The organism is Solidesulfovibrio fructosivorans JJ] (assembly GCF_000179555.1).
Taxonomy (GTDB): Bacteria; Desulfobacterota; Desulfovibrionia; order Desulfovibrionales; family Desulfovibrionaceae; genus Solidesulfovibrio; species Solidesulfovibrio fructosivorans.
On the sequence record NZ_AECZ01000019.1, the window covers coordinates 16,976 to 41,806 of the forward strand.

29 protein-coding genes are annotated in these 24,831 nt (G+C 64.2%); 24 read left to right on the forward strand and 5 right to left on the reverse strand.

The window, feature by feature from the left end; translation table 11 throughout:
- Position 1 precedes the first annotated feature (1 nt).
- The 12 genes from DESFRDRAFT_RS13480 (at position 2) to DESFRDRAFT_RS13535 (ending at position 9,010) form a co-directional block, all read left to right on the forward strand.
- Complete coding sequence (locus tag DESFRDRAFT_RS13480; RefSeq protein WP_233489613.1) at positions 2–1,105, forward strand: flagellar biosynthesis protein FlhF; 1,104 nt, start codon at positions 2–4, stop codon at positions 1,103–1,105.
- A gap of 9 nt (positions 1,106–1,114) precedes the next feature.
- Complete coding sequence (locus DESFRDRAFT_RS13485; RefSeq protein WP_005994758.1) at positions 1,115–1,981, forward strand: MinD/ParA family protein; 867 nt, start codon at positions 1,115–1,117, stop codon at positions 1,979–1,981.
- Entirely contained in the window at positions 1,923–2,717 is a 795-nt protein-coding gene (locus DESFRDRAFT_RS13490) for a FliA/WhiG family RNA polymerase sigma factor (protein ID WP_043794935.1), read from the forward strand. Before DESFRDRAFT_RS13485 ends, DESFRDRAFT_RS13490 begins: the two co-directional genes overlap by 59 nt.
- A gap of 111 nt (positions 2,718–2,828) precedes the next feature.
- A complete protein-coding gene (locus tag DESFRDRAFT_RS13495) occupies positions 2,829–3,212 on the forward strand; it encodes a chemotaxis response regulator CheY (protein WP_005994760.1) in 384 nt (127 codons plus the stop codon).
- 146 nt (positions 3,213–3,358) lie between these two features.
- The gene (locus DESFRDRAFT_RS13500) at positions 3,359–4,063 is read left to right on the forward strand and encodes a flagellar basal body-associated FliL family protein (RefSeq protein ID WP_005994761.1); all 705 of its coding nucleotides are present in this window, start codon (positions 3,359–3,361) and stop codon (positions 4,061–4,063) included.
- Positions 4,064–4,378 (forward strand): hypothetical protein, encoded by a 315-nt coding sequence (locus DESFRDRAFT_RS13505; RefSeq protein WP_005994763.1) that lies wholly within the window; start codon positions 4,064–4,066, stop codon positions 4,376–4,378.
- Between the two features lie 104 nt (positions 4,379–4,482).
- Positions 4,483–4,902, forward strand: a complete 420-nt coding sequence (locus DESFRDRAFT_RS13510; RefSeq protein WP_005994765.1) for a hypothetical protein — start codon at positions 4,483–4,485, stop codon at positions 4,900–4,902.
- 365 nt (positions 4,903–5,267) lie between these two features.
- Positions 5,268–6,116: a hypothetical protein gene (locus DESFRDRAFT_RS13515; protein ID WP_005994768.1), complete on the forward strand. Its 849-nt coding sequence runs from the start codon at positions 5,268–5,270 to the stop codon at positions 6,114–6,116.
- A gap of 53 nt (positions 6,117–6,169) precedes the next feature.
- On the forward strand, positions 6,170–7,615 hold the full coding sequence (locus DESFRDRAFT_RS13520) for a menaquinone biosynthesis decarboxylase (protein ID WP_005994770.1): 1,446 nt from the start codon (positions 6,170–6,172) through the stop codon (positions 7,613–7,615).
- Positions 7,616–7,617: 2 nt separating this feature from the next.
- Positions 7,618–8,211, forward strand: coding sequence for a DNA-3-methyladenine glycosylase I (locus DESFRDRAFT_RS13525; protein ID WP_005994772.1), 594 nt, complete (start codon positions 7,618–7,620; stop codon positions 8,209–8,211).
- Complete coding sequence (locus tag DESFRDRAFT_RS13530; protein WP_005994774.1) at positions 8,208–8,699, forward strand: DUF488 domain-containing protein; 492 nt, start codon at positions 8,208–8,210, stop codon at positions 8,697–8,699. Before DESFRDRAFT_RS13525 ends, DESFRDRAFT_RS13530 begins: the two co-directional genes overlap by 4 nt.
- Before the next feature lie 59 nt (positions 8,700–8,758).
- Positions 8,759–9,010 (forward strand): hypothetical protein, encoded by a 252-nt coding sequence (locus DESFRDRAFT_RS13535; RefSeq protein ID WP_005994776.1) that lies wholly within the window; start codon positions 8,759–8,761, stop codon positions 9,008–9,010.
- A 197-nt stretch (positions 9,011–9,207) separates the two neighbouring features.
- Here DESFRDRAFT_RS13535 and DESFRDRAFT_RS13540 read toward each other — a convergent pair whose 3' ends face one another.
- From DESFRDRAFT_RS13540 to uvrC, 3 genes are read right to left on the reverse strand one after another with little or no spacing between them, the layout of a single operon-like run.
- Positions 9,208–9,411: a YwbE family protein gene (locus tag DESFRDRAFT_RS13540; protein ID WP_005994779.1), complete on the reverse strand. Its 204-nt coding sequence runs from the start codon at positions 9,409–9,411 to the stop codon at positions 9,208–9,210.
- Between the two features lie 15 nt (positions 9,412–9,426).
- Positions 9,427–10,116: a class I SAM-dependent methyltransferase gene (locus tag DESFRDRAFT_RS13545; RefSeq protein WP_005994781.1), complete on the reverse strand. Its 690-nt coding sequence runs from the start codon at positions 10,114–10,116 to the stop codon at positions 9,427–9,429.
- Positions 10,117–10,170: 54 nt separating this feature from the next.
- Positions 10,171–12,051, reverse strand: a complete 1,881-nt coding sequence (gene uvrC, locus DESFRDRAFT_RS13550; RefSeq protein ID WP_043794936.1) for an excinuclease ABC subunit UvrC — start codon at positions 12,049–12,051, stop codon at positions 10,171–10,173.
- 116 nt (positions 12,052–12,167) lie between these two features.
- On the opposite strand from uvrC, the gene DESFRDRAFT_RS13555 reads away from it, so the two are divergent.
- The 10 genes from DESFRDRAFT_RS13555 to DESFRDRAFT_RS13600 all read left to right on the forward strand — a co-directional run bounded on the left by DESFRDRAFT_RS13555 (position 12,168) and on the right by DESFRDRAFT_RS13600 (position 20,565).
- On the forward strand, positions 12,168–12,638 hold the full coding sequence (locus DESFRDRAFT_RS13555) for a TIGR00725 family protein (RefSeq protein WP_005994785.1): 471 nt from the start codon (positions 12,168–12,170) through the stop codon (positions 12,636–12,638).
- A gap of 22 nt (positions 12,639–12,660) precedes the next feature.
- Positions 12,661–13,161: an HIT family protein gene (locus tag DESFRDRAFT_RS13560; RefSeq protein WP_005994787.1), complete on the forward strand. Its 501-nt coding sequence runs from the start codon at positions 12,661–12,663 to the stop codon at positions 13,159–13,161.
- A gap of 13 nt (positions 13,162–13,174) precedes the next feature.
- The gene (locus tag DESFRDRAFT_RS13565; RefSeq protein ID WP_005994789.1) at positions 13,175–13,573 is read left to right on the forward strand and encodes a LapA family protein; all 399 of its coding nucleotides are present in this window, start codon (positions 13,175–13,177) and stop codon (positions 13,571–13,573) included.
- A 36-nt stretch (positions 13,574–13,609) separates the two neighbouring features.
- Positions 13,610–16,249: a DNA mismatch repair protein MutS gene (gene mutS, locus DESFRDRAFT_RS13570; RefSeq protein WP_005994791.1), complete on the forward strand. Its 2,640-nt coding sequence runs from the start codon at positions 13,610–13,612 to the stop codon at positions 16,247–16,249.
- A gap of 3 nt (positions 16,250–16,252) precedes the next feature.
- The gene (gene lysA / locus DESFRDRAFT_RS13575) at positions 16,253–17,491 is read left to right on the forward strand and encodes a diaminopimelate decarboxylase (protein ID WP_005994793.1); all 1,239 of its coding nucleotides are present in this window, start codon (positions 16,253–16,255) and stop codon (positions 17,489–17,491) included.
- A gap of 217 nt (positions 17,492–17,708) precedes the next feature.
- Positions 17,709–18,248, forward strand: a complete 540-nt coding sequence (locus DESFRDRAFT_RS13580; protein ID WP_005994795.1) for an RNA polymerase sigma factor — start codon at positions 17,709–17,711, stop codon at positions 18,246–18,248.
- A complete protein-coding gene (locus DESFRDRAFT_RS13585; protein WP_005994797.1) occupies positions 18,245–18,499 on the forward strand; it encodes a hypothetical protein in 255 nt (84 codons plus the stop codon). Before DESFRDRAFT_RS13580 ends, DESFRDRAFT_RS13585 begins: the two co-directional genes overlap by 4 nt.
- A gap of 15 nt (positions 18,500–18,514) precedes the next feature.
- Positions 18,515–19,420 carry a signal peptidase I gene (gene lepB / locus DESFRDRAFT_RS13590; RefSeq protein WP_005994799.1) on the forward strand — a complete coding sequence of 302 codons (906 nt, stop codon included), beginning with the start codon at positions 18,515–18,517 and terminating at the stop codon, positions 19,418–19,420.
- A 189-nt stretch (positions 19,421–19,609) separates the two neighbouring features.
- Complete coding sequence (locus DESFRDRAFT_RS13595; protein WP_005994801.1) at positions 19,610–20,146, forward strand: GDSL-type esterase/lipase family protein; 537 nt, start codon at positions 19,610–19,612, stop codon at positions 20,144–20,146.
- Positions 20,147–20,301: 155 nt separating this feature from the next.
- Positions 20,302–20,565, forward strand: coding sequence for an amphi-Trp domain-containing protein (locus DESFRDRAFT_RS13600; protein WP_005994803.1), 264 nt, complete (start codon positions 20,302–20,304; stop codon positions 20,563–20,565).
- Between the two features lie 148 nt (positions 20,566–20,713).
- Here DESFRDRAFT_RS13600 and DESFRDRAFT_RS13605 read toward each other — a convergent pair whose 3' ends face one another.
- Positions 20,714–21,745: an alpha-hydroxy-acid oxidizing protein gene (locus tag DESFRDRAFT_RS13605; protein ID WP_005994805.1), complete on the reverse strand. Its 1,032-nt coding sequence runs from the start codon at positions 21,743–21,745 to the stop codon at positions 20,714–20,716.
- A gap of 243 nt (positions 21,746–21,988) precedes the next feature.
- Between DESFRDRAFT_RS13605 and DESFRDRAFT_RS13610 the strand changes: the two genes are divergently transcribed.
- Together DESFRDRAFT_RS13610 and DESFRDRAFT_RS13615 are read left to right on the forward strand one after the other, a co-directional pair.
- A complete protein-coding gene (locus DESFRDRAFT_RS13610; protein ID WP_005994807.1) occupies positions 21,989–22,600 on the forward strand; it encodes a LysM peptidoglycan-binding domain-containing protein in 612 nt (203 codons plus the stop codon).
- 34 nt (positions 22,601–22,634) lie between these two features.
- Complete coding sequence (locus DESFRDRAFT_RS13615; protein ID WP_005994809.1) at positions 22,635–23,462, forward strand: tetratricopeptide repeat protein; 828 nt, start codon at positions 22,635–22,637, stop codon at positions 23,460–23,462.
- 47 nt (positions 23,463–23,509) lie between these two features.
- Here DESFRDRAFT_RS13615 and DESFRDRAFT_RS13620 read toward each other — a convergent pair whose 3' ends face one another.
- The gene (locus DESFRDRAFT_RS13620) at positions 23,510–24,826 is read right to left on the reverse strand and encodes a type III PLP-dependent enzyme domain-containing protein (protein WP_233489614.1); all 1,317 of its coding nucleotides are present in this window, start codon (positions 24,824–24,826) and stop codon (positions 23,510–23,512) included.
- Positions 24,827–24,831: the final 5 nt, after the last annotated feature.

Here is a 24,831-nt window from a genome sequence, read left to right on the forward strand (position 1 = left end):
CATGGCGACCGTACTGTCGCAGGTGCGCCAGGAACTCGGCTCCGAGGCCGTCATTTTGGGCAACCAGACCGTGCGCGAAAACGGCCACTGCCTGTGCGAGGTCATGGCCGCCCTGGAGCAGCCCGAAAAGCCGTTGGTACAGCCCCAAAAGCAGGCGGAGCCCGCGCCCGCCCGAAAAAACGCCAACGGCCCGGCGCGACAGGCCGCGACAGTCGCGCCCTCCTCCCCCGCGCCGGCGGACTGGACCCGGGAATGGGACGAAATCAAGGGACACATGCTGGCGCTTCTGCGGCCGCGCATGGATTTCGGCATCCTGGCCCCGCGCCAGCGCCTGGCCCTGGAGTATCTCGAACGGGAAGGCGTGGACGAGGCGTCCATCCTGGCCCTTTTCCGCTCCATCGTCGACGGCGGCGAAGACAAGGTGATTCCGGCCCTGTCCCGAATGGTACGCGTCAAACCACTGACGGCCGGCCAGTGGCCGCAAACCGCCCATATGTTCGTCGGGCCGAGCGGCGTGGGCAAGACCACCGCCCTGTTGCGCCAGGCCCTGGCCGTGCGCCGCGAAGAGTCCGGCCGGCGGGTGGTGGTGGTCAACGCCGACGGCGATCGCGGCAAGGGCCGGCTGCTTCTGCGCCACTACGCGGAACTCTCTGGCCTGACCTACGCCGAGGCCGACGGCCCCGAGGATTTCCGCCGCATCCTGGACGGGGCGGCGTCCGGGGACGCGGTGTTCATCGACACGCCGGGCCTTCGCGGTGAGGGGGCCATGGCCGGCTGGTGCCGGGAGATGGGCATTGCCGGACGGACGGACCTGTGCGCCCATCTGGTTCTTTCCCCGCTTTACGCCCCGGCGCAGACGGCGCATTTCTGGCGGATCTACGCTTGTGAGCCGCTTGCCAGCATCATCTGGACGAAGCTCGACGAAGCCTGTAATTATGGTTGCCTTGTCAATATGGCGCATGCCGCATCCCTCCCCATTTCGGCCCTGGCCCATGGACCGGAGTTGACCCACGGCATGACGCCGGCCTCGGGCAAGGCCGTGTGGAAACTGCTCTTCAAACACCAGTTGCCCGGCGAGTATGCCGATGCCGCCGCCGGCGCTTAAGGACTCTGCATGGCTAGCCGCACATCCGAACTGCCGTCACACGCCCCGAACGGGACGGACATCCCCCGGGTGATTTCCGTCACCTCGGGCAAGGGCGGCGTCGGCAAAACCAATATTTCGGTCAATCTGGCCTATTGCCTGTCCCGAATGGGACGCAAGGTCGTACTGCTCGACGCCGACCTGGGGCTGGCCAACGTCGATATCCTGCTCGGCCTCACGCCCAAGATGAACCTGTTCCATCTCTTCCATGAGGGCGTGGACCTGCGGCAGGTGCTCATGGAGACGCCGTTCGGGTTTTCCATCCTGCCCGCCTCGTCGGGCGTGAGCGAAATGCTGGCCCTGTCCACCGGCCAAAAGCTCGACCTGCTGGAAGCCATGGACCACCTTGAAGGCCGCATCAATTATTTGCTAGTGGACACCGGGGCCGGAATTAATGACAATGTCATTTATTTCAACTTGGCCGCGCGGGAACGGCTGCTCGTGCTGACCACGGAGCCGACGTCGCTGACCGACGCCTATGCGCTGATCAAGGTCATGCACCTGCACCACGACGTGCACCGCTTCCGCGTCCTGGTGAACATGGCCCCGAGCCTCAAGGCGGCCAAAGCCGTGTATGAAAAGCTGTCCACGGCCTGCGACCATTTTCTGTCGGGCATCTCCCTGGACTTCACGGGGGCTGTGCCAAGCGACCCGGCAGTGAAAAACGCGGTTATCCGCCAAAAACCGTTCTGCCACCTGACGCCGGAGGCTCCGGCCAGCAAAAAGCTTCAAGAGCTGGCCCAAACGATCGATTCCTGGGAAGTGGACGCGAAGCTCGATGGAAACATCAAATTCTTCTGGAAAAAACTCCTCTTCCAGGAACAGCCCCTGGCTTGACCTCGAATCCGGGGCGAAGCGGTGGGACGATTTCGATGCGCGCGATCGCCAGGAGATCGTGCGTCACTACTCGCCCAAGATCAAAATCGTGGCCACGCGGCTCAAAGCCAAGCTGCCCCAGTCCGTGGAGCTGGGCGAGCTTTTAAGCGCCGGGGCCATGGGGCTGCTCGAGGCATTGGGAAGATTCCGACCGGAACTCGGCATCAAGTTCGAAACCTACGCCGAATCCCGCATCAAGGGGGCCATGCTCGACGACCTGCGACGCATGGACTGGTTTTCCAGGGGCCAGCGCCACCGGGTGCGCACCCTGGAAGAGGCTTCGCGGCGCATCGAAAGCGACTCGGGCCGGACGCCTTCCGTCGAGCAGCTGGCCGAGGCCACGGGACTTTCCGAACGCGAGGTGACCCAGGGCCTCGAGGCCCTGCAAAACCAGCTGTGCCTGAGCCTCGACGCCATCACCGAAAACATCTCCTCCTACCAGAAGAACCAGCTGGAAAACGAGCCCTACAAATCGGCCGAGTTCAAGGAGCTCGTCGACAAGCTCGCCTCCCTGATCGACGATTTGACTCCCCGGGAAAAGCTGGTATTGTCGCTTTATTACGGTGAGGAATTGAACATGCGGGAGACCTCCGAGGTCATGGGCATCACCGAGGGAAGAGTATCACAATTGCACTCCCAGGCCCTGGCCAGGCTTCGCCAAAAGTTCAAGGCCCAATTCAACATCGAGCAGCACTGACGCCGGTATGGCCCGAAGCCGGTTTGCCCGGCAAAAAAGAATAATCCGCCATGCCGCGCGTCGCCCCGCGCCGGGCGACTGACGGGCATTTGCAAGCACAGGAGAAAAGCCATGGCCGCCAACAAGGAAATGCGCATCCTGGTCGTCGACGATTTTTCCACCATGCGCAGGATCATTAAAAATATTCTCAGGCAGCTGGGGTTTAACAACATCATCGAGGCCGACGACGGCAGCACCGCCTGGGAAACCCTCAATAAGGACAAGGTCGATTTCATCATCTCCGACTGGAACATGCCCAAGATGCCGGGCATCGAACTGCTGCGCAAGGTGCGCTCCAGCGAGGAGTTCGCCGAAACGCCCTTTCTCATGGTCACGGCCGAAGCCCAGCAGGAAAACATCATCGAAGCCGTCCAGGCCAAGGTTTCCAACTACATCGTCAAGCCCTTCACGGCGGAAACCCTCGGCCAGAAGATAGACAAGATTTTCGAAAAGTAATCCGCTTGCCGCCGGCCATGCGCCCACGCGGTCCCGCGTGACGACGGGCCCCCGGAGCCGCCACGTCCCGCCAGGGGCAATACGGCTCCCCGGCCGCCCGCCAGACCGTTCTCGCGGCGCGAAGCGGCATACGCCACGAGGCAACCATGGCTGTCGACGACGGTCTCGAGTCCCAGGTCAAGGCCAAGCTCGACGACAGCGAGCTGTCCGACGACCTCCCCAAGGCGCTGCAAAAGGTCGACCTCGACCTCGACGACGCGCCCTTTCTCGAAGACGAGGAAGAGACTCCCGCCGCCGAAGAGGGACAGGCCGAGGAAGCCTCCCCTTTTCCGATCGAGACCGAGGGGGAAAAGCCCTCCAAAAAAAAGCTCATTCTGATCGTCGCGCCGGTGCTGCTGCTCCTCATCGGCGCGGCCGTCTATTTTTTTCTGCTGAGAAAACCCGCGCCCCCGCCGGAATCGGCCGAGGAGACGCCGCCGGCCGAGGAGGCGCCCATGCCGCCCCCGGCGCCCGTGCCGCCGCCCCCCGAACCGCCCGCGCCCAAACAGGAAATCGTCATGCCCATGGAGCCTTTTCTCGTGGAGCTGACCGACGCCCAGGGGCGCACGCGCTTTCTCACCATCCGTTTCACGGCCGTAACCCAGGAAAAACCCGTGGAGCTGGAATTCAAGCGCAACATTATTGTCGTGCGCGATGCCGTGTATTATTATCTCAAGAATAAGAAATTCGAGTTTCTGGCCGATAAGAACAATGCCGAGGTCCTGAAAAAAGACGTGTTGTCGGTCATCAACCAGTTTATCGGGGCCCAACCGTTGGATAACCTGCTTATCGAGGATTACCTGGTGAAGTAGATGTCCATCGATCTGACCACCATCTTCCAGACCATGCCCTACGTGCAAAACGTGGCGCATGCCGAGCTGGTCCAACCGGAAGCCGCCCTGGCCGCCTCGCAGGTGATGGCCCAGCAAGCCCTGGCCGAACAGCGCAAGCAGCCCCAACGCATCGAGGAACAAAGCGCCATGGATTCCGTCGGGGACGAACGCCAGCGTCAGGCCGGCGGAGAACAGCAACATCGCCAGCGCCGTCACCCGGAGCCGGAGCCCGAAGAAACCCAGGCCAGCAACACGTCGCCCTTTGCCGGCCAGATCATCAACCTGAAAATATAGGATGCGCGCGGCCGGGGACGTCGTCACACGCCCGGGACCGGCGGCAACCGCCAGCGCGGCCCCGCTTTTCCCCGCCTCCCCGCGCCGGCCCGGATGTCCGCTTCATGAATGGCTATTCCACCCTCGTCATCTTTCTGACCGTCTGCGAACTCGCCCTGCTCCTTTTGGTGGTCCTTTTTTTCTCGCGCCTGCGCCGCTCCGAAGACCTGCTGGCCAAGATGCAGAAAAACCAGGACGGACTGCTCAAAAAACTCGACTTCAACGCCAAGCTCGAACAAGAGCTGGTGGGCAGTTTCCGGCAACGCCAGGCCCAACTGGCCGAACTCGACCAGCAACTGGAACAGCGCCGCGACGAGTTGGAAAAACTGGTCAAAAAAGCCGAGGAATGCATCCGGTCGCCGGAGTTCTTGCGCCAGATCATCAAAAACGGCTCCCGCCGCGGCCAGTCCCCGGTGGCCCTGGCCAAGGCCACCGGCCTGTCCCGGGAAGAGGTAGAGCTGATTTTGGCCCAGGAAAAGGCATAGAGGTCACCGGGGCTCTGCCCCGGACTCCGCCAGGGCTCTGCCCTGGACCCGCCGGGGGACTTGATGTCCCCCGGACCCCCTTTTACCGGGTTGGGCCGGTGAGGCGGGAGAGCGGCTGGGTCGGATTGGTTTAGTGCTGTTGGGCGGTGGGACGTCGTATGTTCGTTGCCGCAATCGGCCCGGCGACACGAGGAGCTTCGCTCCTCGACGCCGGACACGATTGCGGCAACGACCGCGCCAGCGGCGAAGCGCCGCATAAAATTAAGAACTTTCCCCCACCATTTAAGAGTTTTTGGGGAGGGTGGGGGTCCGGGGGAGGGAACCCCTTTTTTGCAAAAAAGGGTTCCCTCCCCCGGTTCACAATCATGCAGCACATCGCATCCAACCTCCAGGCCTTCCGGCGCGGACATACGGTCGGTCAAACCGTAAAGGGAAGACTCCTTTCGCCCGGACCGGGCGGGCTTTTCTGGGTAGTGGTCTCCGGCATCAAGCTTCTGGCCAGCCTGGACCACGAGCCCGTGCCCGGCCGCGAGCTGATCTTTCGCATCAAGGCCCTCGAACCGGAACTGATTTTAAAGGACATTACCCCGCCGCCCAGTTCCGCCACGGAGCCGGGCCTGCTCCTGGCCGGCATCGCCGCCGCGCGGACCCGTTTCGAGCGCCATCTGAGCCGGCTTGCGCCGCCGTCCTGCCCGCCCCTCGACCTCACCGCCGCCCGTCGCCATTTCCGCGATTGGTTGGCTGGCGATGCCCCCGCGCAGGCGGATTTTAGCGCCGTGCAGGAGCTTTTCCGGCTGGCCCGGACCTTCGTGCCCCGCATCGAAGGTCACCCGCGTTACCTCCCCTGGGTGTTTCCCGGGCTCACCCAGGCCGAAGCGTTGACGGCGCGTCTTTCCCCGGAGCAAGGCGGCCCGGGGTTCCGTTTGCGTCTTTTCGGCCACCTTTCGGGTCCGGGGCGCCTCGCCATCGAGGCCAGCCACCACCCCGCTTCCCGGAAAGCGCCGGCCCGCACCGTCTACCGGCTCATGCTCGAACACCCGCAAGAGGCCGCCGACTGCATGGCCATGCTGGCCGACCTGCGCTTCGGCAAGGCCGTCCTGGCCCCGGCCTGCCTGTCGGCCGGAGCGCTGCCCGCCCCGCTTGCCGCCGGATTCCTGGCCCGGATCGTGGCCGCGACCGCCCGGCCCTTTACGGGGCTTCGCCTTCGGGTATAAATGTCGGGACCGGCCGGCGCGGCCCAATCCACCGACCTTTGGAGCGTTTCCCCATGGCGTACAAGGACTTGCAGGAATTTTTGCGGCTTCTGGAAAAAAAAGGCGAACTGCGGCGCGTAAAGCCCGAACTGGATCCGTATCTGGAAATCGCCGAGGTTACGGACCGGGTGTCCAAGGCCGTCGGCCCGGCCCTCTATTTCGAACAGCCCAAGGGATCACGCTTTCCGGTGGTCACCAACGCCTTCGGCTCGTTTCCCCGCATGCATCTGGCCCTTGGCTGCGATGATCTCGACGCCCTGGGGCACCGCATCGACGCCGTGCTGGAGATGGAAAAGCCGGACGGGCTCATCGGCAAGCTCAAAATGCTGCCCAAGCTGGCCAAAATGGCCGGCATCTTCCCCAAGACCGTCAATTCCGGCCGCTGCCAGGATGTCGTCATGACCGGCGACGACGTGGACCTGTCCCTTTTGCCGGTGCTGACCACCTGGCCCGGCGATGCCGGCCCCTTCATCACCCTGCCCGTGGTCGTGACCAAAGACCCGGAAAGCGGCAAGCGCAACGTGGGCATGTATCGCATGCAGGTCTTCGACAAAAACACCACCGGCATGCACTGGCACCGCCACAAGGGCGGGGCCTACCACTACCATCTGGCGGAAAAACGCGGCGAACGCCTGCCCGTGGCCGTGGCCATCGGCCCGGACCCGGCCTGCACCTATGCCGCCACCGCCCCGCTGCCGGACGATATCGACGAATTTCTCTTCGCCGGGTTTCTGCGCCAGGCCCCGGTGGAATTGGTCCAGTGCAAGACCGTGGACTTGCAGGTCCCGGCCTCGAGCCAGTTCGTGCTGGAGGGCTATGTGGACCCGGGCGAACGCCGCCGCGAAGGGCCCTTCGGCGACCACACCGGCTATTATTCCCTGGCCGACGACTATCCCGTCTTCCACGTCACGGCGCTCACCCACCGCAAGGACGCCGTCTATCCGGCGACCCTCGTCGGTCCTCCGCCTATGGAGGACTGCTACATGGGCAAGGCCACCGAACGCCTGTTTTTGCCGCTTATAAAAAAGCAGCTTCCGGAAATCGTGGATATGAGCCTGCCCCTCGAAGGCGTGTTCCACAACTTTTGCTTCGTCTCCATCGACAAGCGCTATCCCGGCCAGACGCGCAAGATCATGTACGCCATCTGGGGCCTCGGGCAGATGATGTTCACCAAGATCATCGTGGTGGTGGATGCCGGGGTCAACGTGCAAAACACCTCCGAGGTGCTCTGGCGGCTCGGCAACAACGTCGATCCCCGGCGCGACATCGTCATCGTGGACGGCCCCCTCGACGCCCTGGACCATGCCTCGCCGACGCCTTTTTACGGCGGCAAGATCGGCATAGACGCCACGAAGAAGGGTCCCGAGGAAGGCCATATGCGCGAATGGCCCGATTCGCTGGTCATGTCCCGGGAGGTCAAGGCCCGCATCGACGCCTTGTGGGGCGAACTGGGAATATGACCATGACCGCGGACGCCGCCGCCCCCATCCGCTGCCCCTGGTGCGGCGACCTCGACATCTACGTGCGCTACCACGATACGGAATGGGGCGTGCCGCTGCACGACGACCGGGCGCTTTTCGAGCTGCTCATCCTCGAAGGCGCTCAGGCCGGCCTGTCGTGGCTGACCATCCTCAAGCGTCGGGAAGGCTACCGGGCCGCCTACGACGGCTTCGACCCGGCGCGCGTGGCCGGCTACGATGCGACAAAGCTCGCCGCCCTGGCGGAGGATGCCCGCATCATCCGCAACAAGGCCAAGATCAGGGCCTCGGTGGCCAACGCCAAAGGCTTCCTGGCCATCCAGGAGGCCTTCGGCTCCTTTGACGCCTACCTCTGGCGCTTTGTCGACGGCCGCCCCATCGTCAACCACTTTTCGGCGTTGCATCAGGTCCCGGCCACCACGCCCCTGTCCGAAACCATAAGCCGCGACCTCAAATCCCGGGGATTTTCCTTTGTCGGCCCCACCTGCGTCTACGCCTTTCTCCAGTCGGCGGGGCTCGTCAACGACCACCTGACCGGCTGCTTTCGCCACAAGGAACTGGCCGGGGCGGCCAAATGACCCGGGAGCTCACCCGGCCGCCCATCTACACCCTGGGCCACGACAACCACGACCGGGCCGTTTTTTTGAGCCTTCTCGCCCGCCACGGCGTCAATCTGCTCATCGACGTGCGCGCCGAGCCCTACTCGCGCCATCTGCCGCATTTCTGCAAGGACGCTTTGGCGGCGTCGCTCAAATCCTGGGGCGTGGGCTATCTTTTTTTCGGCCGGGAACTCGGCGGGCGCGGGACGTCCGTGGCGGACGCGGTCTCGTTTTCCCTGGGCATCGACCGGGTGGTCTCGGCCTGGCGGCAGGCTTACCGGCTGGCCCTGGTCTGCGCCGAAGAGGACCCCAGGCGCTGTCACAGGGCCTGGCGCATAGCCCCGGCCCTGCTCTCCCAAGGCGCGCGGGTGGTGCATATCCGGGGGGACGGCCGGCTCGAACCCCACACCCCGGCCTGGGCCGATTATGCGCTGGCCGCGGCCCCCCTGCCGGGCATCCCAAGATAAACGTCCCGGCGCGGTGAACGCGGCATCGGCCCTTGCCGGCCGGGAAAAAGGAAAAAGACGTGAGCGAGGACTCCAAGGAAACGCAGTGGGTGACGGTGTCGAGCTTTTACCGCCCGGCCGAGCCGGAGGCGGGCTTCGAGGATATTCTGGCTTCCGAGGAAGCAAGGTGGGCGGATACGGCTAGGCAAGCCGGGCTCGTCCCCAAGGAACACGTCCGGGTTACGCGCGGCGAAGAGGAAGTGACCATCGAAGTCAGCCCCGCCCTGGAAGCGGCCTTCACGCCCGTCCAGACCTTATGGAAGGCGCAGTAAGAAAAGGAGCGAAGAAAGTGCGAGAGGGGAAACCCTTTTGCAAAGGGTTCTCCCCTCTCGCGCTCTCCCCTTCCTAAACTTTTTAATGGGCAACTGCCGCACGATAACAGGGCATCACCTTTAGAAGTTTTTGGAAAGGGGGTCCGGGGGAGAACCTTTTTTCAAAAAGGTTCTCCCCCGGCGCGTTTTCAAAAAAACTACCCCGGCGAGCGAATCAGGCGCACGCGGCCGATCTGTCCGTCCGTGAGACGAACCTTGATCCCGCGTGAATGGTACGGCGATTTGGTCAGGATATCCTTGACCACGCCTTCGGTGAGCGCGCCCGTGCGCTGGTCCTTTTTGAGCACGATCGACACGGGAAGTCCCGGGCGGATGTCGGCGCGCTTGGTGCCGTCCGGCATGGCGTCTCTCCCTTGCTACGCTGGCACGAAGCGTAAGAGCTTGCGCGGTTTTTCGTAGCCGTCGGTCAGCGGGGAAAGCGCTTCCATGCGCCAGCGCGGGGTGAAAAAATCCCGCACGTAGTCGAGGAGCCGGAAATCGCCGCCATCGATATACCGGGAGGGATAGATGTCCCGCAGGCGTCCGGGCGTGGTGCCGAGCTCCTTGCGGATCCAGTAGATCTTCTGCACCGAAACGATCAGTTCCCGGTCTGAAAGCCGCTCCAAAAACGCCAGGGCCGGAGCCACCCGGTTTTCGAGCACGAAGGTCTTGCCGATAAATTCCACGAGCATGGCGATGTCGAATGCCCGCGACAGCAGCGGGCAAGCCGGATCGTCGAGGTCGTGGCACTCGAAGGCCACCGCATCAAGATGAAAATGTTGGCGCAACAGCGAGCAGCCGTCGAGGACCATGGGTTCCCGGTCCACGCCAACCACCGCTGCCGCGCCAAGCCGGCGGGCCTGGAAGCTGAAAAAGCCGAAATTGCAGCCGAGATCGACCACCGTGCGGCCGGCGAAATCGATGCGCGAAAAGGCGTCGAGGGTGCCGGCGTCAATGGGTTCCTTTCCTGGCACGAGAACATGAAAATCCGCGTCATAGACCGTGCGATAGCGGTGCTCTGGCGCGATGGCGCCGGCCAAGGCCAAAAATTCCTGTAGGGGGGACATGCGGGCTCCGATTACAAACGATTCACTTTTGGTAGACCAAAAAGTCCGCACAAATCAACCCGCAAGCCCGGCCAGGCTGTCGGCCAACTTGGCCGCCTGCTTGGGGCCAAGGCCGGCTTTGAGCGCGAGATCGGCGGGGCTTGCCGCTTTCATGGCCGCGACCGAGCCAAAGGCTTCCCACAATTTTCGCGCCGTCTTGGGGCCGACGCCGGGCAGGTCGAGCACGGCGCTTTGCAGTCCCGTTTTGGTCCTGGCCCGGCGCTGCCGGCCGATGGAAAAGTCATGGACCGTATCGCGCACGCGCTGGAGGAAAAGCAGTTCCGGCGATCCGGGCCGAAGCGCCAAGGGATTTTTGCGGCCCGGCACGTAAATGACGTCGCCCATCTCGTTTTGGCTGCGTGTGTCGCCCTTGGCGATGGAGGCCAGGGCGAAGGCCCCGCCGGCTCCGGCCTCGGTAAGCGCCCGCCCGACGGCCTCGAGCTGGCCCTTGCCGCCGTCGACAAGGAGCAGGTCCGGCCACGGCGGCCCGGAGGCGGCCCGCTTGGCGGCAAAGGAGGCCAGGGCCAGATAGTCGTCTGAGGTGCCCTCCAGTTCCGGAAAGGCATAGGCCCGGTAATCGCTCTTCTTGGGCGCGCCCGCCTCGAAAACCACCATGCCCACCCGCACGCCCTTGCCGCCCAGGTGCGAGACGTCCACGGCCTCGATGCGGTTGAGCGCCGCCAAACCGAAGGAACCGGCCAGGGACGGCAGCACGTCGCGTTCGGCCGCCTTGACCGCTTCCTCGGCGGCGCGCCGGGCATTGGCCCCGGCCAGCTCCAGCAGCTTTCGCTCCTCGCGCCCGCGCGGCGGTCCCAGCCGCACCGGCCCGCCCCGGCGCTCGGCCAGAATCTCGGCCAGGGCCGCGCCGTCGCCCGAAGCCTCTCCGGTCGCATCGGCGGCTTCGGGCTCGCCGTCCGCAACGAAACCGACGGCCGTTTGCGGGGCCAGGCTCGGCGGCACCACCACCCGGGCCGGTATGAAGCTTTCGGGCCGGTAGAACTGCACCAGGGCGCTGCCGGCCGCGCCGACCGCCTCCCCGGCCTCGATGCCCGGAAAGAAAAACGTCTTGCGGTCGAGCAGCCGCCCCTGGCGCACAAAAAGCACGCACAGCCCCACGCCGTGGTCGGTGACGGTAAAATCGGCCACGTCCATGTCGACCAGGCGCGTCAACACCGTGGCCTGCCCTTCCACCGTGCGCCGCATGGCGAAAAGAAGATCGCGAAGCCGGGCCGCCTCCTCGAAATCGAGCCGCTCGGAAGCCTGCTCCATCTCCTTTTGCACGGACTTGAGCACCTCGGCCGAGCGGCCGGTCAGAAAGGCCTCCACCCGGTGCACCAGCGCCATGTACGTTTCGGGGTCCACGGCCTTGACGCACGGGGCCAGGCACTGGCCGATGAAATGGTACAGGCAGGGCCGGATGCGGTTGTTGAGCGTCTTGTCGCCGCATTTGCGCAGGGCGAACACCCGGCCGAGCTCCTTCCAGGTGGTCCGGGCGGCGGCGGCCGAGGTGAACGGGCCGAAGTAGGCCGCGCCGTCGCGGGACACGCGCCGGGTGAATGCCAGGCGCGGATAGGGAGAGCGCTTGTCGAGCTTGAAAAGAATGTAGTTTTTGTCGTCTTTGAGCACCACGTTGTAGCGCGGACGGTGCTTTTTTATCAGGCTCGACTCCAGGAGCAGCGCCTCTTTTTCCGAAGCGGTGAGAAGCACTTCCACCGCCGCGATGCGGGCGACCAGGGCGGCCGTCTTGACGCTGTGGCCGGCCTCGCCCCGGAAATAGGAACTGAGCCTGGCGCGCAGGTTCTTGGCCTTGCCGACGTAGAGGATTTTCCCCTTGCCCCCTTTCATGAGATAAACACCCGGGGAGGTTGGGAAATTTTGCGGTACGAAGTCGAACATGGAACGGAATTCTAGTCCGGCCGCCGCCCGGACTCAAGCCCCCGGGCCGCAACTTGTCGCCTTAGGCCTAACCGTCCCTTGCCCTTGGAGATAGAGGCGTGTAATACGAGGCGGACATGGACACGGCTTTGCAAAGGCGGGTCTCGGTCATCGGAGCGGGGACGTGCGACGCGGCCACTTCCGCGCTGGCCAGGCGTCTTGGCGCGCTTCTGGCCGGCCGGGGATGGACCGTGGTCTGCGGCGGACTCGGCGGGGTCATGACCGCCGTCTGCCAGGGCGCGCGCGAAGCCGGCGGACGCACCATCGGCATCCTGCCCGGCGACGATCCGGCGGCAGCCAATCCCTACGTCGACGTGCCCATCGTCACCGGCCTCGGCATTGCGCGAAACGTGTTGGTGGTCAAAAACGGCGAAGCGGCAATAGCCGTTTCCGGCGGGGCCGGAACCCTGTCGGAAATCGGCGTGGCGCTCAAAATCGGCCGGCCCGTGGTGGCCATCGGGCACTACGCGGACCTTTCCGGCGTCCGGCCCGCCGACACGCCCGAGGAAGCCGTCGCCCTGACCGCTTCCCTTATCGGCGCGGATTGAATTTTCGGAGTAAACGGTACGTATGGAAGTTTTGTGGGCGCCTTGGCGCATGGACTACATTCTCGGCCCCAAGCCGGACGCCTGCGTGTTCTGCCTGCCCGAGAACCGAGACGAGGACAGAGAGCGGCTGGTGCTGGCCAGGGGGCGGCACACGTTCGTGATCATGAACAAGTTCCCTTACAACTGCGGGCACTTGATGGTCACGCCGTTTCGCCACGCAAGCTGCCTGACCGAACTGACGCCCGAGGAGACCCTGGAGCTGACCAAGGGCTTGACCTACTGCACGAAGGCGATGCAGGAAGCCATGCATCCTCAGGGCATCAACATCGGGCTCAACCTCGGCGCGGCGGCCGGGGCGGGCATCGCCTCCCATATCCATTTCCAGATGGTGCCCCGTTGGAACGGCGACTCCTCGTTCATGGCCGTTTTCGGGGAGACGCGGGTCGTACCGCAGCATCTGCTCTCCACCTATGACCGGCTTCTGCCCTTTTTTACGGATTACCCCACAACCGTTACGTCGTGACAAGGAGGCCTCCATGCGCGTGATCAAGGTGCTTTTCCTGCTTGCGTTCTTCTTTTTCTGCATGCTCTTCTTCGTGCAGAACACGGCCATATTGGAAACCCCGTTGTTGCTCAAACTCGAGGTCTTCGGCTTCCACGCCGAAACGGCCGCGGTTCCCTTCTACGTGGTGCTCCTTATGTCCTTTGTCGCCGGCGGGTTCTTTTGCACCCTGTATTTTCTGGCCGAAAAGGTCCGGTTGGCCTCTTCGGTGCGCAGTCTGCAAAGCAAGGTCAACGCCATGGAAAAGCAGTTGGCCCAGAAGAAATCCACCGTGGCCTCTCCCCTCGTGACGCCCAACTACGCCGCCGCCACCGTCAGCACGACGACGCCCAAAAGCGAGGACACGGCTGCGGAAAAAAAGGACGACGCCTAGTTCGTCGCCAGTCGTTGCGCCGTGGGGGAAATCAAAATGACCCCCATGCTGGAGCAATACCTGCGCCTCAAGGGAGAACATCCCGGCGCGCTGCTGTTCTATCGCATGGGGGATTTCTATGAGATGTTTTTCGAGGACGCCGAAACGGCGGCCCGGGAACTGCAACTGACGCTGACCTCGCGCAATCCCGAGGCGGAAAACCCCGTGCCCATGTGCGGAGTCCCGCATCAGGCCGTCGAGGGGTATCTGGCCCAACTGCTGGAAAAGGGGTTCAAGGTCGCGGTCTGCGACCAGATCGAGGACCCCAAGCAGGCCAAGGGGCTGGTCAAACGGGCCGTAACCCGGGTGCTCACCCCGGGCACGGCCGTCGAGGAAGGCAACCTGCGGGCCAAGGAACACAACTTCCTGGCCGCGCTCTATTTCGACGCCGACGAGAGAGCCGGCGGGCTCGCCTGGGTCGATTTCTCCACCGGCGAATGGTCGGGGCTTTTCGCCCGCGACGCCGCCCGATTGTGGCAGTGGGCGGCGAAGATCGGCCCCCGGGAGCTGCTGCTGCCCGACGGCCTGGAGCCGCCCCGCGACTTTGCCCGCGAGGGCATGCAGATAAGCCGCTTTCCCCTGCGCCCGCATTTCGATCTGACAAGCGGCCGCGACAAGGTCCTGAAAGCCCAGGGCGTGGCCGATCTGGCCGCCCTGGACGTCGGCGACAAGCCCCAGCTCGTACGGGCCATGGGGGCGCTTCTCACCTACCTCGCCAGCAACCAGATGCGCGACATCGGGCATCTGGCTCCCTTCAAGCCGGTCAACCTCGGCCGCCACATGCTCATCGACGAGGTGACCGAGCGCAACCTGGAGATTTTCCGCCGCCTGGACGGCCGCAAGGGCCAGGGCACGCTGTGGCACGTCCTGGACCGCACCGTCACCCCCATGGGCGGCCGGCTGCTCGAATCCTGGCTCCGCCAGCCCTGGCTCGACCTCGCCCCCATCCTCGAGACCCAGGACGCCGTGGCCTGGCTGGCGGGGGACGAGGAACGTCGCCGGGCGCTTCGCGAGGCGCTGGCCGGCGTCTACGACCTGGAGCGGCTGACCACGCGCATTTTTCTCAACCGGGCCGCGCCACGGGATTTCACCGCCCTGCGCCAGTCCCTTGCCGCCCTGCCGCGCCTGCGCGCCCTGGCCGCCGCTTCCGCCGAACCGCCCAAGGCGGCAACCGACCTCCTTTCCGGCTGGGACGACCTGGACGACGCCTGCGAACTGCTTTCGCGCGCCCTGGTCGATTCGCCGCCGGTGCTGGTCACGGAGGGCGGGCTTTTCAAGCCCGGCTACAACCCCGACCTCGACGAGCTGATGGAGTTGACCGAGCACGGCGAGGAGCGCATCCGCCAGCTGCTGGCCGAAGAGCGGGAAGGCTGCAAGCTCCCCAAGCTCAAGCTCGGCTACAACCGGGTTTTCGGCTACTATTTCGAATTGTCCAAATCCGCCGGCTATCCGCCCGAGCATTTCGAGCGCCGCCAGACCCTGGCCAACTGCGAGCGCTACGTCACCCCGAGGCTCAAGGAGCTCGAGGAAAAGCTCATGGCGGCCGGGGAAAAGCGCAAGACCCTCGAGTACAATCTTTTCGTCGCCCTGCGCGACCACATCGCCGCGCTACGCGACCGCATCATGGACACCGCCGCCCGTGTGGCCAGACTCGACGTCTGGCAGGGACTGGCCGAGGCGGCCGTGGCGAACGACTGGACACGGCCGGAACTGCGCCCGGACCTGGACATCCGCATCCGGGCCGGCCGCCATCCGGTCATCGAGGCCGTGCAAGGCGTCGGCAACTACATCCCCAACGACGTGACCCTCGACGAGGCCACGCGGGTGCTGCTCATCACCGGCCCCAACATGGCCGGCAAATCCACCGTGCTGCGCCAGACCGCCATCATCGCGCTTCTGGCCCAGATCGGCTCCTTCGTGCCGGCCACCAAGGCCGAAATCGGCCTGGTCGACCGGGTGTTCTGCCGGGTCGGGGCCTCGGACAACCTGGCCCAGGGCCAGTCCACCTTCATGGTGGAAATGATGGAAACGGCCCGCATCCTGCGCCAGGCCGGCCGGCGCAGCCTGGTCATCCTGGACGAGATCGGCCGGGGCACGGCCACTTTCGACGGCCTGGCCCTGGCCTGGGCCGTGGTGGAGGACCTGTGCGGCCGCGACGACGGCCAAGGGGTGCGCACCCTTTTCGCCACCCACTACCATGAGCTGACCGCCTTGGAAGGCAGACTCCCGCGCCTTCGCAACGCCAACATCGCGGTCAAGGAATGGAAGGGCGACATCGTCTTTTTGCGGCGGCTGTTGCCCGGACCGGCCGACCGCAGCTACGGGGTCGAGGTGGCCAGACTGGCCGGCGTGCCCCGAAACGTGGTGCGCCGCGCCCGGCAGTTGCTCGAGGAACTGGAGCGCAGCCGCGACCCGGCCCATGCCGCGCGGGGCAGCCGTGAACGGGGCCAGCCCATCCTGCCCGGACTTTTCGGCGTATCCGCGCCCAGCCGCGAAGAACCCCAGGAAACGGCGGCGTCCCCGCTTCTTGACGAACTCTCCCGGCTCGAACTAGACCGGATTACGCCGCTCGAAGCACTCACCCTGCTGACCGACTGGAAGGCCCGTTTTGGCGGCGACGCATCCCAAGGAGACTGACCCATGCATCATTTCCAGTACCGTGGCGGTGAGCTCTACGCCGAGGACGTGCCCGTCTCGACCCTTGTCGCCGCCTACGGCACGCCGCTCTACATTTACAGCGCCGCCACCCTGCGCCGCCATTTCGCGGCCTTCGACTCCGCCTTCGACGGCCTGCCCCATCTCACCTGCTTCTCGGTCAAAGCCAACTCCAACCTGGCCGTGCTGCGCACCCTCGGGGCCATGGGCGCGGGCGTGGACATCGTCTCGGGCGGCGAACTCTACCGGGCGCTTGCCGCCGGCATCGACCCGGCCAAGATCGTCTATTCGGGCGTAGGCAAGCGGGGAAACGAAATCGAGGAAGCGCTTAACGCCGGCATCCTTATGTTCAACGTCGAATCCATGGGCGAACTTGAACGCATAAGCCGCATCGCCGCCCGGCTCGGCAAGAACGCCAATGTCAGCCTGCGCATCAATCCCAACGTGGACCCCAAGACCCACCCCTATATTTCCACCGGGCTCAAAAAGAACAAGTTCGGCCTGGACATGGAAACCTCCCTGGCCGCCTATGCCCGGGCCATGGAACTTCCGGGCGTGACGCCGGTCGGCATCGACTGCCACATCGGCTCCCAGCTCACGTCCATCGAGCCTTTCCTCGAGGCTCTGGACAAGATCCTCATCTTCCGGGAAAAGCTCGTCGCCATGGGCATATCGCCCCGCTACCTCGACCTCGGCGGCGGACTCGGCATCCAGTACAACGAGGAGGAGCCGCCCCATCCCCGCGAGTTCGGCCAAGCCCTCACCAAGGCTCTGGGCGACTTGCCGCTGACCCTCGTCCTCGAACCCGGCCGGGTCATCGTCGGCAACGCCGGCATTCTGGTCACCGAAGTCGTGTACACCAAAAAGACGCCGAGCAAGGATTTCGTCATCGTGGACGCGGCGATGAACGACCTCATCCGGCCTTCGCTCTACGACTCCTACCATGCCATCAGCGAGGTGCGCCCGGCCGAGCGCGATACGCTCAACGTGGATGTGGTCGGCCCCATCTGCGAATCCGGCGATTTTCTGGCCCGGGACAGGGAACTGCCGGCCGTGGCCCCGGGCGAATACCTGGCCGTCTACTCGGCCGGCGCCTACGGCTTCACCATGTCCTCCAACTACAACTCCCGGCCCCGGGCGGCCGAGGTGCTGGTGGACGGCGACACGGTGACCCTGGCCCGACGCCGCGAAACCTACGAAGACCTGGTCGCTCTCGAGCGCTAAGCCGCCCAATCGCCCTGGCGCGCCGCGATTTTCGCCTGATGCCATTTCGAGCCCCGGTCCGCATGGTCCGGGGCTTTTTTTGTCCGCTGACCGAAATCCGAACGTTTATTGCCGACCAAGCCCGAAGAAGGGAACCATTTAGCCGGCGCGGTGTAGTATAGGGCAAACGCGCGCAATCTTGCCCTGGCCAGCGGCAGCAACTCATGGATCGGCATGCATGAATAGTGACGCCAGTATCGTGGAAAACATCCTACGCGGCGAAAGCCGCTTATTTGAACATCTGGTGCTCAAATACCAAAAGCCCCTGTTCGTCATGATCGTCAATATGATCCACGATCGTCATCAGGCCAATGATCTCGTCCAGGACACGTTCCTGGCGGCTTACAAGGGGCTCGCCTCCTTCGATGCCGGGCGGGGAGCCTTTTCCAGCTGGCTTTTCCGCATAGCCAGAAACACCAGCCTCAATTACCGCCGGCAACGGCGCGACCATGCGCCCTTTGCCGAGGAGACGGCCATTGGCGCTGGCGACACGGAACGCGATGCGGCGCGGCAGGAAACCTTCCAGGCCCTCGATGCCGCCTTGGCCGCCTTGCCCGAACGGGACCGGACGGTGTTCATCCTGGCCGAGGTCCAGGGCTTGGCCTTGGCGGAAATCGCCGCCATCGAGGGCATCAAACTCGGAACGGTCAAATCGCGCCTGTCACGCTGCAAGGACAAGCTGCGCCGCCTGCTGCGGACGCGGATGGAGAAGGCATGAACGAAGAAGAACTGTACAAATGCTGGCTGGCCTACCGGCAGGACACGACCGGATTTAGCGATTGCCGGCAAGCGGTGCGGCGCGCCATCGCGCAGCACGAACCCGTCCCCCGGAGCACGCGGCCCTTTCACCGCTGGCTGGCCTGGCTGGAAGGATCCGGCGACTGGACCGCCTGGGTCTTCGGCCTGGGACTTGCCTTACTGGGATTTTGCCGCATTTCCGCCATCACCATGAATTTGCTCATCCCTTAATGAGGGCAACACGCCATGGATAACAAACCCATCGAAAAACCGCGCAAGCCGCTTCTGGCCACAACCCTTTCCCTGGCGGCTCCGGGTCTGGGCCAGATATATTGCGGTCGGTTCGCCAGGGGCATGGTCTTCTTTTTTTGCAGTTTTGCCTTTGGCCCATTGCTCGTGGCCACGGCCAGCCATGCGCCGAGCACGACGGCGTTGATGGCGGCCATTGCCTCCATTTTTCTGGTCCTCGTGCTTTTTGTATACGCGGCCGTGGACGCCTACCTCTTGGCGAGAAAAACAGCGCCGGACTACCGACTCAAAGAGTATAACAAATGGTACATCTACGCTTTTTTTATCGCATTTTCCATTTTCTACCCGGTCAGCCTGACCTCCGTCATCAAGCAGGAAGTGATTCAGGCCTATAAAATACCAAGCAACAACATGGCGCCGAACATTGTGCGCGGCGATTATGTGCTGCTCAACAAAATAACCTACAAACAACAGCAGCCGAAAAAAGGCGACATCATCGTGTTCAGCTATCCAAACGACCGTCGTCTTGACTACATCAAACGCATTGTGGCCATGCCCGGTGATACGATTGAAATACGCGACAACATCGTCTCCATAAACGGCACCCCGCTCTCCGATGCCGCCAACCGGTCGCCAGGCGCGTCGCCTGATGACGGCACGATTCTCACCGAAACAAATGGAGGCATCGCCTATGCCATCCGGGTCGCGGACCAGGGGCCTGGCCGGGACTATCCCAAAACCATCGTGCCCCCGGGCCATTGCTTCGTGCTCGGCGACAACCGCGCCCACAGCCACGACAGCCGTGAATTCGGACCCATTCCCCTGGCGGATGTGAAAGGCCGGGTGGAATACATCTATTACCCGGCGGGGGATTGGAAGCGATTCGGACGCATTGCCCGCTAAGACGCCCGACCGACCAGTCCAGGGCGGTCGCCATTTGGCCGCGGCCCTGGACTGCCCACGTTTTCCACGCCATATTGACCGGGCGAGGACAGGGAGTTATCTGAAAAAAGTCGGTATCAGCTTTCTTGTCCCGTCGCCCCGGTCGAAAACGTATGGCTAAGCGGGCGCAAATTGTTGGAGGAGTTCGCCGTGCATGCCGCTTTGCCCGTGCTCTTGGCCATGCAAATCGTCTTTTGCGGCGACAGCATTACCAAGGGTTGGGAAATCTACAACCTCTTTGACCAGCCCCAAAAGGTCTATATCAACGGTGTCGAATCCTGCACCAGCGCCGACATTTTAAAGCGCATCGAGCCCATTGCCGCCAAAAGACCGCACAAACTTTTCCTGATGATAGGCATCAATGAGATTCAGGCTCAAAATAGAATTATCGACAACTACGAGAAGATCATTCACAAAATACAGGAAATCTCACCCTACACGCTCATCTACGTGCAAAGCATCCTGCCCACCCGCCGCCAAAACATCGACAACGCCGACATCATCGCCACCAATGCCCGGCTCAGGGAACTGTGCGACCGGCAAAACCACTTCGTGCGCTACATCGACCTCTACGACTCCTTTGTGGCCGACGACGGCAAGCTCGGCCCCAATTTCACCAAGGACGGCATCCATCTGACGAAAAACGCCTATTCCCTTTGGAAAAAGCTCATCGTCAGCCGGATGTGACCCGGAGTCCGGGGGCTACGATTTCCTGCCCGACGCCGTGGCGTCTTCCAAGCGCGACCCTTTTTTCTCACGCTCGTCATGACAAAGACGATGGGGATGCGTATAGAGGATCAATAACCTCCGCCATCATCCACGGATCCCCAAAGGAGAACACCATGAGCGACAAATCCGATCTGTTTCATTGTGATGAGAAGCTTCTCACCTACGACGCCGCCGTCGTTCTGGAAAAAATCGTGGACGGCCTGCGCCAGCGCAAGCTCGTCGCCAACGGCGAAAACGGCCCGGTCTGCATCGACCTGCCGCTTCTGGCCAATCTGGAGATCGAGTTCAAGGAGAAGATCAAACCCGGCAAGTCCAAGCGGAAACTGTCCATCGAGCTGGCCTGGAAGGAAGAGGAAGAAAAGCCTTCCCTGGATTAGGGCGTAAGGCCTGTCGCAGGAACTGTGTGAGAGGGGGGACCCTTTGAAAGGGGTCGCCCCTCTCTTTCTGACCTCGCGAAATCCCGGCAGGTGGGCGGGCGGGGAGAAACTTCCCGTAGGACAACGTTTCCCCCCGGCTCATCTCCCCTTAGGCGCAGATCGGCTGGGGGTTCAGGATATGCGGGGAAACCCCGCGCACCGAGGCCGTGCCGGTCAGAAGCATGGCCGAGGTGAGTTCCGTCTTGATTTTGTTGAGCAAAAAGCTCACGCCCTCGGCCCCTCCGCCGAATGCGCCGACCACCAGCGGCCGGCCGATCAGCACCGCATCGGCCCCCAAAGCGAGGTATTTGAGCACGTCGGCTCCGGTGCGCACGCCGCCGTCGGCCAAAATCACGCCCCGGTCCTTGACCGCCCGGGCGATGGCCGGCAGCACCTCGGCCGCGCCGGGCGTATGGTCGAGCACCCGCCCGCCATGGTTGGAAACCACGATGCCGGCCGCGCCGGCGTCGAAGGCGACAAGCGCCTCGTCCGGGGTCATGATGCCCTTGACGATAAACGGCAGCTTCGTGGCCTCGACCAGCTCGCGCAGCTCCGCCGGGGATTTCGGGGAAACGGGTTGGCCGTTAAGCGCCATGACGAGCAGTCCCGCGCCGTCCACGTCCATGCCGGCGGCAACGGCCCCGGCGTCCGCGGCCCGGCCGAGCATCTCCTTGACCGCATCCTGGCCGCGCGGCTTGATGAACGGAATACCCCGGCCGCCCCGGTCGCGGATGGCGGCAAGGCCGCTGCCGAAAAAGGCCGGATCGGCTCCGTCGCCGCAGGCCCCGAGCGTCCCGGCCGCGTCGGCCCCATCGATAATCATGCGGATGAAGGCTTCCTCGGAGAGCTTGCCGCCCATGTTGTAGAGCACGCCGGTCATGGGCGCGGCCAGTACGGGCATGGACAGCTCGCGACCGAAAAGCGTGACGGTGGTGTCGGCCGCTTTCACCTCGTGCAGCGTGCGCATATTGAGGCGATAGGCGGACAGGGCGGCCAGATTGGCCTTGAAGGACGAGGCGGTGGCCATCCCCCCCATGCCCGGGGCCTCGCCGGCGCAGGCCCGTCCGTCGCAGACCGGGCACACCCGGCAAAATCCCTTGAGAGCTTCCCTGGCCTTTGTCCGAAGCGTCGTCAGATCCATCGTGCGCCTCCCATGGCGGAAAGTATTACGGACCGCGCCCCGGCGGTCCGGCCAGCAGCCGTCCTACCCCGGGGGGCATGCGGCGGCAACCCTTTCAGGCAAAGACTTGCGGGCGGGCGCTCCCCCGGCTATCCAACGGAAGACGGCGGTTTTTTCACGTGACTTGGCCTTTGTCCCCATGGTAAGCGCCACCTGCGAAAGCGACGATTACGCCGCTTGTTCAAAGCCAGAAAAGAGGAGCCTATGCGGCCGACTATCGCCTGCGCGGCGTTCGTATTTTGTATCGGGCTTTGCGCCTGCTCCGGAGGGGACAAGGATTCCTTCCGCAATGTCGATCATGATAGAAACGGGGCGATATCGTACGAGGAACTGCTGTTCGTCTTCCCCGACGTCACCCCGGACGTCTTTTCCAAGCTGGACGCCGACGGCAGCGGCGACCTGTCCGAAGCGGAATACAAGGCCTTCTTGAAGGGCGAGGCGACCGCCGGCGTGAAGAAAACCACTCCCGCCCCCGCCGCCCCGGCCGCGCCCAAGGCCCAAACGCGACCCGGCGTTTCCGAGCCCCCGGCCGCGCCGCTTAAAGGCGAGGACGTCATCGAGATCCCGGCTCCCGGTTCCGAACAAAAGGCCAAGTCCAAGCCCGAAAAAACGAAAAAGGACACCAGGGACCAAAAGTCCCGGACGGACGCCGCCAGGACCGAACCGACCCAGTACACCGTGCAGCGCGGGGATACGCTCACGCGCATCGCCCATACCTTCGGCGTGACGGTGGAGGATATCGTTCGGGCCAACGGCAACATGAACCCGGACACCTTGCGCGACGGACAGACGCTGACCATTCCGCCCCGCCAGTAACTCCGGACGGCCGGCGAACGACAGGATCAAGATCATGCTTCGAGTGCTGCGAATCATTGTGACGACGCTTGTGCTTTTGGCCTTGGCCGGAGCGGCAAGCGCCCTGACCCGGGAGGAAATCCTGCAGCGGCGTCTGGAGAAAATGCGCCAGGCCGAACCGGCCATGCATACCGAGGAACAGCAGCGCCAGGAACAAAACGAGCGCAATGCGGCCCAACTGAGCGTGCCGCAGCCGAAAGTCGACGAGGCGCCCCTGCCCATCCCCGATCCCGTACGACGCCCCTCGCCCGACCCGCGCAGCGGTTTGTGGCTGCCCAAACAGGCTCCGGCAGCGGCCAAGGCCCCCGCCCCGGCACCCGAAGCCCCCAAGCAGGCCGCCACCACGCCTCCGACGCCGCAGCACCAACAGTCGCGGCCGCCCCGGGCGAGCATGGCCCCGCCGCCGGCTTCCGCCCTGCCGACCGGCCAGCCCAAGGCCCAGCCCGAAAAAAAGGCCCCGACGCGGGATCCGGCCAGCGCCGCATCCCTGGCCGCCATGGCGGCCAAGGCCGCTTCCGCCGGCAACCGGGAAACGGCGCTCACCATGATCAACGAAGCCGTGGAGGCCGACCCTTCCGACCCGAACCTGCTCAACAACCGGGCCAACATCCTGAGCAATATGGGCCGGCTCAAGGACGCCCTGCCCGATTACGACCGGGCCATCTCCATGAAGGCGACCGACCCGGCCTACTTCACCAACCGGGGCTATGCCTACGAGCGACTCGGCAACGAGACCCGGACCTGCGCGGATTACAAAAAGGCCTGCGATCTGGGCGACTGCGATTTCTACAAAAGCTACAAGGCCGAAGGCCACTGCAAGTAGCCAAGCCGTAGCGTCCGTTCGCCAGACCCGTTTCCGGCGGGCGGACGCTACTCTTCCCGACCTTGTCCGCCGCCGCCCGGCGCGACGGGCCGTCCCCGCCAAAACCGCACCAGGTCCTCGGGCTCCTCACGTTCGCGCAGCACATTGAATCGCCCCTGGCGATAGCCCAGTATCCGGGGCATCTGGCGGCTGTTGTAACGCGACCACATGGCCAGGGTGTAGGCCCCGACGTCATGGATGGCCACAAGATCGCCGGGGGCGACGTCCGGCAGCCGCGCCTGCCGGATCGGAAAATCCCCGGAGAAGCACAGCGGCCCGGCCAGATGCCATGTACCGCGCTCCCCGCCTTTTTCCCGGCCGTCCGGGGAGAGAAGCGTCACGCCATGGGTCCAGAGCTCCGGGTTGTAGCATTCGCGCACGAACATGTCCGCGCCAAGATGCAGCACGGCCGTATTGTGCCCGGGCTGGCGCTTGACGTACTCCACGCGGCTGACGGCCAAGCCGCAGGGCGCGTGGAGAAAGCGGCCGAATTCCGTGACCAGGTCGAACTGCCCCGAAAAAAGTCCCGGACACCGTTCCGCCAGCGCCGCCGCATATACTCCGGGCGTCGGTGGATCGTCCGTATCGCGGTAGGCCACGGGCAGGCCGCCGCCGAGGTCGAACCGGCGCACCCGGCGCGCCCCCAGCCTGGCGTTGATTTCCAAGGCCAGATCGTAGATCGCGCCCACCCCGGCCACCAGCATATCCAGCGAACAGCCCTGGGAGCCGATGTGCACGTGGAGTCCTTCCAGCCAGGGGCAGCGAGCGAAGGCGGCCAGGATGGCCTCGCGGTCGGCCAGAGGCACGCCGAATTTCGAATAGACCCCGGCCACGCTGGTCGCCTTGATGCGGCCAAGGCCCACCTGCGGGTTGACGCGAAGCCCGGCCCGGGGCGCGCGGCCAAGGGAAGCGCCGACCGTCCCCAACCGCTCCACTTCGTCCAGATTGTCGGCATTGACGTTAAGGCCCAAGGAGACGGCCAAGCGCAGTTCTTCGAACGTCTTGGCCGGGGAATCAAACACGATGCGCCCGGCCGTGAAACCGGCGTCCAGGGCCAGCCGGACCTCCGGCAAGGAAGCGGCCTCGGCACCGGCCCCAAGCCCGGCCAGAAAGGCCAAGACCGGCGGCAGCGGATTGGCCTTGATCGCCGCCGCGGCCAGGGCGGCCGGGCCAAAGGCCGTCGTCACCTCGCCCAGCCGACGTTCCAGCATATCCAGATCGTGAAACACCACGGCCGTGTCCGCTTCCCGGATCATGCCGGCGGCGATCCCCTTTTCCACCATTTCCATGCCGAATCCCCAATGCCTCGCCACGGCAAGGCGCATGTTGA